The sequence below is a fragment of the Spirosoma flavum genome, from assembly GCF_042686045.1.
Classification (GTDB): domain Bacteria; phylum Bacteroidota; class Bacteroidia; order Cytophagales; family Spirosomataceae; genus Spirosoma; species Spirosoma flavum.
Genome location: NZ_JBHUOM010000023.1, coordinates 309,835 through 323,043, shown reverse-complemented (window position 1 = coordinate 323,043; position 13,209 = coordinate 309,835). Strand labels below are relative to the sequence as shown.

Here is a 13,209-nt window from a genome sequence, read left to right as displayed (position 1 = left end):
TGACTCATAAGTTGCTACAAATATCATTCACGCTTACATCAGCTTCTTTTCCATTTCTTCAAGTTTTAGCCGTAGTTGCTGAACTTCACTAATGAGTGTTTGAATGTCGTTCTCAGTCTGTTCTTGTTCATCTTCCACGAAGAAGTTAGCAACGTACCCCGTGAATGTACCAAACAAGCCTACCCCGGCAACCATTAGAACAGAGGCAATCAGACGGCCAGTGGTTGTGACGGGAAAACGGTCGCCGTAGCCAACGGTTGTAATGGTAACAAACGCCCACCAAAGTGCATCGGAAGGCGTCTTTATGTTGGCCTCAGGCACCCGTTCAACATAGAGAATCGCTATTGCGCCGAAGGTCATCAGCAACATTGAACTGAGTAATACAACGGCCAGTGTACCATTGGCCTTATCTCGAAAGAAGTAGTGCAAAAATTCGCGGATAGACCGAAACGACCGGACCATCCGCAGAATTCGGACCACTCGCACCAACTGCCCCAATCGAAACCAGTCTAAGGCAGGAATGCTGGCCAGCAAATCAATCCAGCCCCAGCGCAGAAACTGCCATTTGTCAGGTGCCTGATAAAGCCGCAAAAAGAAATCGTACAAAAAATAAAAGCAAATACCCGTATCAATATGGTCGAGTAACTGGCGGTTTTGCTCGTCTATACTTACCAACTCTCGAATCAGCAACGCTATGACAACATAAATCGATAGCACCAGCATAATAAACTGATGTATCGTTAGTTTTGGCGGGGCAGTGGGCTTCATTTTTTGCTGTCTGGTTGGGGCTTAGGTGGGTGTGTTGGCGAAATACGGTCTCCTTTTCTTACCCATCGCCAAATGTCTGTAGGCAATGCAGGATAAATAGAGATACCAACGCTGTAATAGCTTCCGTTAAAATTCTCGTTAATATCAGTCTGAAAAACGGAAACTCGGTACCCTACCTGCGCTGTAAGTCCTACCCAGCGTGTAGCTTTCCATTGGGCATACGCCCCTACCTGCAAGGGCACCAGAAAACTCCGGTGGGTTCTATCTATCGGATTATTTCTAGCCAGGTCGAGCGGGAGTGCATACGCCACCCCTCCACCAATTTCGCCCGGAAAGCTAACCATCCACCGCTTATTATTGATCAGATTCCACCAGTATTGCATACTCACGAACCACAAATCGGTACGGGTGTAATAATCGAGATTGATACGCCGGGCTGCATCGCGTCGCCAGTTAATCAGGCGTAGATAGGTAGCATAATTAATCCAATAGTAGCCGAGCGTTAGCTGATGACGTTTAGGACCAAACTCAATACCGGCGTTAATCCCCAGTACATTAACATGCTGGCGTTCGAGAAACGAATCCCGAAAATCGAGATTAAAAGCGGGTTTGATAGGGTAATGTATTGGCCGAGTCGTATCAGCCGGGGCGAGTGAATCAGGCCGGAATGTTAGGAGTGAAAACGTAAGCAAGCAAACAGCAATCATAATGAACTACTAACCTAAAAAAATGTCTTGAGTTCAACTGAGCGTTTGATTAAAACTCAATATGTGTCCAATTGGCTAACAGATTCACTGGCTCCCGGTCCCCGTAACAGCCCGGATTTTGACTTAATTGATGGTCTAGGGTTATGTAAAGCGTATAGGAAAGCCGGGTTTTGTAAACTATCTCCAGGCTATTTTCGGACTTAATGATTGGGCAAACCCCCATCGCCCATCACGAAACCAGATCCACCTGCCTTCAGAAAATCAGAAGTAAAAATAGACAAAATCAACATAATGATTTTTGTAGCTTGGCATGAACAGATTACTCTGGAAAACGAATAATGTTGTTTCATAAACCTGATTTAAGGAGGTACCCTATGCCCATTGCCGTATGAATAAGCTTACGGTCAAAGTCGCGGTCAATCTTCTTTCGTAAGAAATTGATGTATACCTCAACTTTATTCGTTTGGCTAACGGGAACATTGTCCCATACTTTTTCGAGAATCTGCGCTTTTGTGACAACACGTCCGACATTTTTAATAAGAAATTCGAGCAGTTGAAATTCGCGGGCTGTTAGTTTGATGCGCTGATTAGCCCGATACGCTACTTTTTCGGCGACGTTTAGTTCGAGGTTGTCAACGCTCAAAATGGACGGGGCGTTGAACCCACCAGTCCGTCGGCGGTGCAGGGCGTAAATACGAGCCAATAGTTCGTCGGGGTCACAAGGACTAACCATATAATCGTCGGCTCCGGCATACAGCCCTTTCGCTTTATCAGCCGAATCACCGAATCTCGACAGGAGCAAAACCGGTGTTGAGTCGTTTTCCTGTCTGAGTCGCCGAATTACATCCAGCCCGTCCATGCGCAGTAAATTAGTATCGAGTAGAATCAGGTCAAAACGGGCATGAAGCCCCATGGCAAGTCCGGTATAGCCATCGGTAGCCATTTCTAATGTATATTGACGTCCCCCTAAAGTTCGATACAGAAAGTCGAGGTAGATATGATCGCTTTGAATTAGTAAAATTTTCATACGTCAATAACCAGCCGGATTTATTTTATCTGCAAATGTGATAAGCCGACTTTAAATCGGCTTTAAATACTAATTAAAAATTCTTTAAAAAAATTTAAGTATTTATACGGTGGTTTTGATGGTAATCCCTTGGTTAAGGTGGCTTCTACATTTTTAAGAAATAATTAATAAGGCTTTAACCACACGTTAACTGCGAGTTTGCTACTTGCGCACAAATCAGCCGGATCTTAGTTTGTCCCGCGTTCAACTTATGTCTCGTTTTAAATTAATTCCCCTTTGTGGTGTCGGTATTTTAGTGAGTTTGCTAAGTATAAATTCTAATTTATCAGCGCAAACAACTTCCACAGTCACCGTTGTTGACACGGCTCGCGTGAGTCTCCCGCAACTCGAACAGCAGTTCGTGGAACGCAACTTCCAATTACTGGCCCAGCGCTATCAGATCGATATTGCTGATGCGGCTATTACGCAGGCTGGTCTGCGTCCCAACCCAAATCTTTGGTTTCAGGGAAACTTGTATAACCCAAATACCAAAAAGTTTTTGCAGTATGGAGCGCCCTCACAAGCTGATAAAGACGCGGGTACGTATAATAGCGGCTATTACGCTGTGCAATTGCAGCAGGTAATTTTGCTGGCTGGCAAGCGAAGTAAATTAGTCGCTCTGGCCGAAAGTAACCGGTCATTGGCTCGTCTGGCTTTTCGCGATGTAATGCGGACGCTTCATTATCAGCTCTATACAACGTATGCTAACCTGTACTATGATTTACAGGCACTACGTTTGTTTGAGGATGAACTGACCCGGCAACAGCGGCTGCTCGAATCGTATCGAATTGCGCTCCGGACAGGTGGGGTAGCTCCCTATGAAGTTACCCGACTCGAAGTTGCCCTGCGGGATCTTCAGGCCAACAGTGCTATCTATCGGGCGCAGGTTGCCGATGGGCAGGCTACGCTCCGGGTGCTGTTACGTCAGCCTGCCAGAACGTTCATTTTACCTACCGAACTACCGGCCCGCAGAACGACCGTCCCGGATCTGGCAATAGCCCTCGACTCGGCTCTGACCAACCGGCCCGACATTGGCCTGTCGCAGGAGCAGATTAACAATGCCGAGCGTAGTGTGATGCTGGAAAAAGCCCGCCGGACACCCGACTTGACGGCAGGGCTGTTTTTTGAGAAATATGGTAATGCGTATAATAACTTTACCGGGTTCCAGGCATCAATGGATTTGCCGGTGCGTAACCGCAATCAGGGCGCCATCCGGTCGGCGGAGACTACGCTGAAAAGTGTGACGATTGGCTTGGAAAACCAGCAGACCGTTGTGCAGAGCGACGTTCTGAATGCTTATGATAAACTCAACACGTATTATGGGCAATTGAATGGCCGACCTGATGGTTATCTGGACCGCATACAGAATATCTCCGTGGAAGCGACCAAGGCGTATAATAATCGTACAATTGGACTACTGGATTATTTAGATAAAATCAGGACCTATCAGCAGGCGCAATTGAATAACATCAACCTGCAAAATAATCTTTTCAACACGCAGCAGTTACTGAATTATACCACTAACACACGGTTCTACTAATTTATGAAAAAGACACTAATCCCTTTGCTCATTGGCTTAGGGCTGGCTGCGTGTGGGCATAAAAATGAGGAAACTGATAAAGCCCCAACATCCAGTGCCGATTCGAGTAGTAGTTATCTGACCGATTCGGTTCGGCAGATGAACCCCGAAGACGAACTGACCCTGAATGGTACCGTTACCTTCGACCAGGACAATGTGGTTCGGGTGTTTCCACTAGTGAGTGGTAACGTCCAGAAAACAACGGCTTCTCTGGGGGCCTACGTGCAGAAAGGGCAGGATTTAGCCTTGATTCGCTCCGGCGATATCTCGAATTATACAAATGATTATCAGGCCGATAAGTCAGATCTGGAAGTAGCACAGCAACAACTGAAAAACATATCGGCGCAGTACAAATCGGGATTTGCCTCGGAAACGGATTTTTTAACGGCGAAAAATAACGTCAAAAAATCGCAGGATGAACTAAGCAAATCGTCGAATATTCTGCGGGTATACGGGGGGAGCACAGCGGGAACGGGAGAACCGTCCTTTTCGGTAAAAGCGCCCATTACGGGATACATCGTTGAGAAAAACGTAAATACTGGACAGGACTTACGAGCCGATAACCAGAACCCACTCTACACCATTTCGAGCCTTCAGCAAATTTGGGTTATGGCCAATGTGTATGAACAGGATATTCCAGAAATCAAACAAGGGCAACCTGTTGATATTCAGGTGCTAGCTTATCCGGACAAGACCTTCAAAGGGATTATTAGTAATGTGAGCAGTGTATTGGATGAACAGGCTAGGGTGCTGAAGGTACGCATCGTACTGCCTAATAAAGACGGGTTGCTGAAACCTGATATGTTCGCCACGATTCACGTACATCTGCCTAGATCCAGTACAAATGGGGGTGAAAAGTCGCTGGCAGTTCCGCAAAAAGCCGTTGTGTTCGATCGTGATCATTACTACGTTATTGTGCAGACGGGGAAAGACAAATACGAAGCCCGCGAAGTGAAAGTAATGAAGAATACAACGCGCTATGCCTTCGTGTCGGGGGGAAACCTCAAACCGGGTAATATCGTCGTAACAGAAGGTAGTTTGTTGTTATACAATGATTTGACCGATTAGCCTTTGTAGACGCAGACGCCCAACCAGGCATCTTATGCTCACGTTTATTAAGTCAAAACTCATCCGGTCATGAACCGCAATTTTGTCGCGGCTATACATACAACATCATGAACAAATTCATTCGTAGTGTCATCACATTTGCCCTGACGAACCGCTTTGCCGTCTTTTTTGGCATTGGGCTGATCATTATTGGGGGCGTTTTTGCTTTTCTGAATACACCCGTCGAAACATTCCCCGACGTTACGAATACCAACGTAGTTGTTATTACACAGTGGCCCGGTCGCTCGGCCGAAGAAGTTGAACGCTTCGTTACCTTGCCGCTCGAAACGGAACTTAACTCTGTGCCACGCAAGAGTACGTTACGGTCAGTATCTTTATTTGGGTTGTCGGTAGTGACAATGATTTTTGAGGATGGTGTAGACAATTTTACTGCCCAAACCAACGTAGCCAACCGCATTGCCAGTGTTGACCTCCCTGATGGAGTGAGTGCCGAAGTAGAGCCACCCTACGGCCCAACGGGTGAGATTTATCGCTTCACACTCGAAAGTAAAACCAGAGATATCACGGAGTTGAAAACCCTTCAGGATTGGGTTATCGAGCGGCAGATCAAGAGCGTAGCCGGTATTGCCGACGTAGTTAGTTTTGGCGGTAAAGTGAAAACCATCGAGGTGAGTTTGAACCCAACATTGCTGGCCAACTATGGTTTTACGGCTCTTGATGTGGATCAGGCTATCCAGCAAAGTAACATCAACGTTGGGGGCGATGTTATCAAGCAGGGCAATCAGGCGCTGGTGGTACGTGGCATTGGTTTGCTGACTAAACCCGACGATGTAGCTGGTATCATCATTGACAACGTAAATGGCGTACCAATTAAGGTGCGTGATGTGGCTACGGTCAAAGAATCATTCCAACCCCGATTGGGCATTGTGGGGCGCGACAAACAGGACGATGTAGTAGAGTGTATTGTAGTGATGCGTAAGGGCGAAAATCCCAACGACGTAATTCCAGCGCTGAAGGCCAAAATTGATGAACTGAACAATCAGATTTTGCCTAAAGATGTCAGAATCAAAACGTTCTACGACCGTACGACGCTAAATAATTATACCCTGCACACGGTGGGCGAAAACGTGTTAATGGGTATTTTCCTGGTAACGCTCATTTTACTGATTTTCCTGGCTGACTGGCGTACGACACTTACAGTTGCCATCGTCATTCCGCTGGCTCTTTTGTTTGCGTTTATCTGCCTGCGCCTAAAGGGAATGACCGCTAACTTGCTTAGTATCGGTGCCTTAGACTTTGGTATTATCATTGACGGGGCCGTTGTTATGGTTGAGGGCTTGTTTGTGATGCTGGCACACCGGGCCGATCAAATGGGCATGATGAAGTTCAACCGTCGCTCGAAACTAAGCTGGATTGCCCAAAACGCTACTGAACTGGGTAAATCTATCTTCACCTCGAAAGTGATCATTATCACGGCTTTACTGCCGATTTTTACGTTTCAGAAAGTAGAAGGAAAGCTGTTTAGCCCACTGGCCTGGACGATTGGATTTGCTCTGACGGGTTCGCTCATTGTCAGCCTGACATTGATTCCACTTTTGTGCAGCCTCCTGTTAAATAAGAATGTGCGCGAACGGCACAACCCAATTGTTTCTGGTCTGGAGAAAATATATGTTCCTGCCCTGAACTGGGCCATTCGCAAACCAGCCTCTATTGTTGCTATTGCGCTGGGTGCCTTAGGCTTTTCCCTGTACCTGTTCATGTTTCATATTGGGTCGGAGTTTTTGCCGCAGTTGAACGAAGGGTCAATTTATGTCCGGGCTAGTTTGCCTTATTCGGTGTCGCTGGACGAGAGTTACGCATATACGCGCAAGTTTCGGGCAATTTTCGCTGAGTTTCCAGAGGTGCGGGGCGTCATCTCGCAAACGGGCCGCCCCAATGACGGTACCGACCCGACAGGCTTCTTTAATAATGAGTTTTTTGTAGACCTCTACCCAAAAGAAGACTGGAAGAGTGACATCTCGAAGGACGAGTTAGTAACACAGATGCAGAAGAAGTTAGCGCGGTTCAGGGGTGTGTCGTTCAACTTTTCTCAGCCTATTTCTGATAACGTCGAAGAAGCCGTTTCGGGGGTGAAAGGCTCAATGGCTATCAAAATTATCGGGCAGGATTTGAACGTGCTGGATAAAGAAGCGACAAAAGTTTTCAACGTGATGAAGAATGTGCCTGGTGTAAGCGACCTCGGTGTATTTCGTAATCTTGGCCAACCGGAATTTCGTATTCAACTCGACCCACAAAAACTGGCCCGGTATAATGTTCCCACAGACGTAGCGCAGTCGGTCATTGAAACCGCCATTGGAGGGAAAACTGTCACACAATTTTATGAGGGCGAACGTCGATTTGATATTAAAGTGCGCTATGACGAACGGTTTCGTTTCTCACCTGATTTGATTGAAAATTTGATGGTGCCAACACGGTCGGGTTCTAAAATCCCGCTCAAAGAACTTGCTGATATCAGCACACGTTCAGGACCGGCTTTTGTGTATCGGGAAAATAACGCCCGCTTTATCGCCATCAAATTCTCGGTACGTAACCGTGACCTCGGTAGTACGATTGCCGACGCACAACAGCGTGTGAAAGATCAGGTTAAACTGCCCGATGGCTTTCAGATGCGCTGGGCTGGGGAGTTTGAAAATCAGACACGGGCTGAACGGCAATTGGCTATCGTCGTGCCGATCAGTATCACCATTATTTTCCTGATTTTGCTGTTTACGTTCGGCAGTGCGCTCGATGCCACCCTAATTATTCTGAACGTGCCGTTTGCACTTATCGGTGGTATGCTGGCTCTGTGGTTGACAGGAATCAATTTCAGTATCTCGGCGGGGGTAGGCTTCATTTGTCTGTTTGGCGTATCGGTGCAGGATGGTGTTATTCTGATTAACCGATTCAAGGAAAATCTGCATAACAAATTGCCCATCAGCGAGGCCATTCGTGAAGGGGCTCTAACGCGGGTTCGACCCGTTGTAATGACCGCCCTGATGGCTTCACTCGGCTTGTTACCCGCTGCCCTTTCGACCGGAATTGGTTCTGAAACGCAGAAGCCATTAGCTACGGTTATGATCGGGGGACTAATGACTTGTACAGTCTTGTCGCTGTTGATTTTGCCCGTCACCTACGAACTTATTCATAGTCGGCGGGCGCGGAAAGAACTGGCTCGAAAAGAAGCGAAAGAGGTTCAGATGCCGGTTCATCCGTAAAAAATAAAGGCTTGAATAAACGAAAAAGGGTGGTGGAAGATTCTCAAATCTTCCACCACCCTTTTTCGTTTAATATTGAAAAAACTTTCTACTTCTTGCCACTACCTAGCCACAAAAGGCTGTCAATAATGAGTTTATTTTGAGTGTCATTGGCAAAGGTGAATGACAACTCTTTATCCGTTTTGTTGTCATAATCAATGTCATTGTGCCCCATATTTACATACAGCATTTTGTAGTTTTTATTCGTCCAAACGACAGGGTAATAACCACTATGCCATATCTCATGTAACTTGGGTCCGGTGCCAAGTGGGAAACTTGTTGAATCGATTGACAAAAGGATTTTTATATTGGGGTTAGTTCGTAAATCATTTGTCCATCTGTACCACTCATTAGGAGCCGATTTGAAGGTTTCGGGCAAGTGTTTTGTCGCTGGATGTTTTCGATCTTCGACTCGCAAAATAGCCGCTGTAGGCCGCCAGGTGTTGCTTTTGTAAGAGCCAGATCCTAAAAACTCGTTGTGATACCAGTCCCAGTTTTGAGGATACGTGGAAGGAGTGAGGGCAAATCCCGCAAAGTGGAAGCCCATCCAGGCACCCCCATTTTCCATATATTTTTTGAATGCTTCCCGTTGGTCAGGTGCTTCCGGGCGGGTATCTAAAAATAGCACAACTTGATAGTGCGATAAAAATTCAGTGGTAAGATTATTCCAGTTAGTTGTTGAGTCATAAGTGAAATTGTTATTGGTTGCCGTTTTAGAAAACCATCGATTGGCCTCATGTACAAAACTAATATGTGCTTTATCGTTTTTGGCCGTATAAAAGGCAATCACATTGAATTTTGGCTTGCTAGCTTGAGCCCTGACTGAACCACAGCACAGCAGACAAAAAAGAATTATCCGGATGGTTTTCTTAATGAATAACAGCATAATTTTTACTGATACTAATAAATTAAAATTAATTTTATTACAGCCAGGTTGATAACTAAACTTTATGATGAGTTAGCAATAAATGTGCTACACATGTTCTGTAATAGTAGGCTGTTTCTCGCGTAATTGTTTTGTCGTTTTCCGAGAGCCATCATGACTCCAGCCCGGTGGACCAAAAATGTAACCCAAGGCGTCCCGAAATGATCGGGCACCACGAAGATCCTGCCCAATAGCTACCCATTCGTGAAAGGCAATTCGCACTGGATTATGCGAGTTGATATTGCTGGTCAGTCCATAAGTAGGGCGGTTGTGTTCGAGTTCAAACGTGCCAAAAATCCGGTCCCAGATTACAAGGACGCCCGCATGATTTTTGTCTAAATAGTTGAGGTCGGAGCCGTGATGTACCCGATGGTGTGATGGCGTATTGAAGATGAATTCAATGAATGCCGGGAACTTGTTGATATGTTCGGTATGAATCCAGAACTGATACAACAAACTGATTGCCTGCATGGTCATAATCGCCACTGGCGAAAAGCCGACAAGGGGTAGCCAAAGCCAGAAGACAAACGCGCCAGTTATGTTTCCCGTCCAGGTTTGACGAAGTGCCGTACCGAGATTGTACTTCATAGAGGAGTGATGCACTACATGCGAGGCCCAGAAATACCGGCTACTGTGGCTAATCCGGTGAAACCAGTAATAACTAAAATCATCGGCAAAAAACAGGATTGCCCAGGCCCACCACTGCGTCATATCAATCGTAAACAGCCGAAATTGATAGACCAGCGAAAGCGTTCCAAACACAAGTAGCTTCCCGACAAAACCAACAATCACATTCCCAATTCCCATAGCCAGACTACTGGCCGTGTCCTTTGTTTCGTAATAGTCCTTGTGCTGAATTGCCGTTACAATTACCTCCGCAAACAGCAGTACAACAAAGCCGGGAATGGCATATTGAATTAGGTCTCTCATAGTTTTTCTAACTTTTGTGCAAGTTACATGGAGTCTAACAGGTTTTCAACAGCTAACAACTGGATTAAAAAGAGAGGCACAAAGTACACAGAGTTTTTGACTCTCCGTGTGCTTTGTGCCTCTCTTTTATAACTTCGTTAGTGTGTTCTACCGGTTCATCGAGGTCAGAAATTCCTCATTAGTCCGGGTGCCTTTCATGTGGCTAAGCAAGAAGTCCATACCTTCCATAGGATTCATGTCGGCCATATGTTTGCGAAGAATCCAGACACGTTGCAAGGTTTCTTTATCCAGCAACAGGTCTTCCCGACGCGTACCCGATGCCATAACATCAACAGCCGGATAAACCCGTTTGTTAGCCAGTTTGCGGTCGAGTTGGAGTTCCATGTTACCCGTACCTTTGAATTCTTCAAAGATAACTTCGTCCATTTTCGAACCCGTATCAATCAGGGCAGTAGCGATAATGGTAAGCGAACCACCGTTCTCTACGTTCCGGGCAGCACCAAAGAAACGTTTTGGCCGGTGTAGGGCATTGGCATCCACACCACCCGACAAAATCTTACCCGACGATGGAACAACAGTGTTATAGGCCCGTGCCAAGCGCGTGATAGAATCCAATAGAATTACCACGTCATGACCACATTCAACCATTCGCTTTGCTTTTTCGAGCACCATACTCGACACTTTTACGTGCCGGTCGGCCTGCTCATCAAAGGTTGACGAAATTACTTCAGCGTTTACACTGCGGGCCATGTCGGTTACTTCTTCAGGGCGTTCGTCAATCAGCAATACAATCAGATACACCTCCGGGTGATTCTTGGTGATGGCGTTGGCAATTTCTTTCAGCAGTACTGTCTTACCTGTTTTGGGTTGAGCGACAATCATGCCGCGCTGACCTTTACCGATAGGAGCAAACAAGTCCAACACCCGCGACGAATAATTTTCGGGACGGTTGCTTAAATGAAGTTGTTCTTCGGGGAAAAGGGGAGTCAAATACTCAAATGGAATGCGGTCGCGAATTTCTTCCGTTGTCTTTCCATTAACAGTTGAAACGCGCAGTAGGGCAAAGTATTTTTCACCTTCTTTTGGTGGGCGAATTGCTCCACGAACGGTGTCACCGGTTTTCAGGCCAAATAGTTTGATCTGTGAAGGCGACACATAAATATCGTCGGGACTGGCTAAGTAGTTATAGTCGGCCGAGCGTAAAAAGCCGTAACCGCCATCCTGCATAATTTCCAGAACGCCCTCATTGTCGATAATTCCGTCGAACTCACGAATGTGCTGATTGTACTGACGACGAATGCGATTTTGGTATTCCTGAGCTTCCCGTGTGGGTTGCGGTTGCGTTGGTTGATCTGACTGTCCAGGCTGATCTGATTGGTCTGATTCGGATTGCGGCTGTTGCCCTTCCTGGGTTTCGGTAGGAGCCTCTACTGTTTCGGTCGCTGTAGCCGAATCTGTCGAATTAGACGCTGCTGGTTCGCCCGCTGACTGCATGTTGGCCGCGTTGTCTTCGGTTACAACGGTTGGCGTCATAAATTCTTCGTCAGCCTGACCATTGTAATTCAATCCAGCCTCGTCTGTTACAACACGTTGTGTACGTGGGCGTTGATCGCGTCGCTGGGCATTGTTGTCACGCTGACCGTCGGTACGATCGCGATTTGCATCAAAACGTGGTCGTGCATCCCGTGGTCCTGGTTGTGTACTCTCTGGACGCTGGTTGCGCTGCTGGTTTATATCTGGCCGACCAGTTCCGGTTCGGTCGTTGCGGGGATTATTCGTCCGAAGGTTCCGGTCTGTTGGCGTTGTTGTACCATCACTGTCGTTGCGGTTTCGGACCGGCTGATTCGGCAAGTTGTTGCGTTGACCTGGATTGACCGTTTGGTCGCGGTTCTCGCGGGGCTGACGTACCGGTTGATCAGTCTGTACAACTGTTTCTGCTACTGGTTCGACAGGGGCGCTACCGTTAACTACGGGTGCTGGTGTCGGTTCGTTAATCGGGGCGGCAATTTCTTCGGATGCCGAAGCAGCGTTATCAACGATTACAGTCGGTTCGGCTGCAACAACTGGCTCCGTTACGGCGACTGGTTCGGTTACAACATCCTGATCACGACGGCCACGCTGACGGGGGCGGGCAGTTTCTGGAGCTGCTACTACTATTGGAGTTGCAGCTACTGTCTCTACCGCTACCGGTAGGGGTGCTGTTTCTGCATCGGGGGCGGCAACCGCTTTTGTGCGCCGTCCACGCCGGGGGGCTTCTTCAACCGGTGCTACTGCATCGGGACTCGGCACATCCTGGCTGGGGCGCTCGGATTGCTGTTTTATAATTTCGTAAACGAGTTTTTCTTTCGTGAATTTACTGATGTTACGAATGCCAAATTGCTCGGCAATGGGGTGAAGCTCTGAGAGAAGCTTCATATCTAATTCTTCTTTCTTAAACATAGAGGTCAGGTTGGCAATAAACCTTAAAAGAACCGCCTGGACGGTGAAAATAAAAGTTGGGAGTTATTGAACTAGTGAAATGACCGTTTTGACGGGCAAATTAGCAGGCTACTAGCGGCCTAAAAGTGGAGCTACCGATTTAACAAATCAAATCAACCTCAACAGATTCAAGTAATTACGTGATGAAAATAAATCAATCAAAAAATATAAACTGAGGTGATTTGCCTAATCCAAACACAACCGACTGGTGGGGCCAGACTCGGTGGTTGTCAAAACGTTTGAAAACGGAGGTTTGCCGTAGCGATGAATTGTTGCTTTGCTGGCAACACTACTTGCCGACCGGATTGATGGTAGCAAATATAGTATTTTGTTACGGCTTTGTCAACATAACGTTATTCTGTAGCAAATGTTTCCAACGTTTAGTTTTTATTCAA

9 protein-coding genes are annotated in these 13,209 nt (G+C 46.7%); 3 read left to right on the top strand and 6 right to left on the bottom strand.

Annotation, left to right across the window (positions count from 1 at the left end):
• Window positions 1-33: 33 nt before the first annotated feature.
• The 3 genes from ACFS25_RS22050 to ACFS25_RS22040 form a co-directional block, all read right to left on the bottom strand.
• Window positions 34-768, bottom strand: coding sequence for a potassium channel family protein (locus tag ACFS25_RS22050; protein WP_381505315.1), 735 nt, complete (start codon window positions 766-768; stop codon window positions 34-36).
• Complete coding sequence (locus ACFS25_RS22045; protein WP_381505313.1) at window positions 765-1,475, bottom strand: hypothetical protein; 711 nt, start codon at window positions 1,473-1,475, stop codon at window positions 765-767. Before ACFS25_RS22045 ends, ACFS25_RS22050 begins: the two co-directional genes overlap by 4 nt.
• A gap of 346 nt (window positions 1,476-1,821) precedes the next feature.
• Entirely contained in the window at window positions 1,822-2,502 is a 681-nt protein-coding gene (locus tag ACFS25_RS22040) for a response regulator transcription factor (RefSeq protein WP_381505311.1), read from the bottom strand.
• 250 nt (window positions 2,503-2,752) lie between these two features.
• Here ACFS25_RS22040 and ACFS25_RS22035 point away from each other — a divergent pair, with 250 nt between their 5' ends.
• The 3 genes from ACFS25_RS22035 (at window position 2,753) to ACFS25_RS22025 (ending at window position 8,442) form a co-directional block, all read left to right on the top strand.
• On the top strand, window positions 2,753-4,081 hold the full coding sequence (locus ACFS25_RS22035; RefSeq protein WP_381505309.1) for a TolC family protein: 1,329 nt from the start codon (window positions 2,753-2,755) through the stop codon (window positions 4,079-4,081).
• Between the two features lie 3 nt (window positions 4,082-4,084).
• Window positions 4,085-5,188 carry an efflux RND transporter periplasmic adaptor subunit gene (locus tag ACFS25_RS22030; protein ID WP_381505307.1) on the top strand — a complete coding sequence of 368 codons (1,104 nt, stop codon included), beginning with the start codon at window positions 4,085-4,087 and terminating at the stop codon, window positions 5,186-5,188.
• Between the two features lie 107 nt (window positions 5,189-5,295).
• Window positions 5,296-8,442, top strand: a complete 3,147-nt coding sequence (locus tag ACFS25_RS22025; protein WP_381505305.1) for an efflux RND transporter permease subunit — start codon at window positions 5,296-5,298, stop codon at window positions 8,440-8,442.
• An 88-nt stretch (window positions 8,443-8,530) separates the two neighbouring features.
• On the opposite strand, the gene ACFS25_RS22020 is transcribed toward ACFS25_RS22025, so the two are convergent.
• The 3 genes from ACFS25_RS22020 to rho all read right to left on the bottom strand — a co-directional run bounded on the left by ACFS25_RS22020 (window position 8,531) and on the right by rho (window position 12,775).
• Window positions 8,531-9,367 carry a ThuA domain-containing protein gene (locus tag ACFS25_RS22020; RefSeq protein WP_381505304.1) on the bottom strand — a complete coding sequence of 279 codons (837 nt, stop codon included), beginning with the start codon at window positions 9,365-9,367 and terminating at the stop codon, window positions 8,531-8,533.
• 87 nt (window positions 9,368-9,454) lie between these two features.
• Window positions 9,455-10,336 carry a sterol desaturase family protein gene (locus ACFS25_RS22015; RefSeq protein ID WP_381505302.1) on the bottom strand — a complete coding sequence of 294 codons (882 nt, stop codon included), beginning with the start codon at window positions 10,334-10,336 and terminating at the stop codon, window positions 9,455-9,457.
• Between the two features lie 147 nt (window positions 10,337-10,483).
• Window positions 10,484-12,775 carry a transcription termination factor Rho gene (gene rho, locus ACFS25_RS22010; RefSeq protein WP_381505300.1) on the bottom strand — a complete coding sequence of 764 codons (2,292 nt, stop codon included), beginning with the start codon at window positions 12,773-12,775 and terminating at the stop codon, window positions 10,484-10,486.
• Window positions 12,776-13,209: the final 434 nt, after the last annotated feature.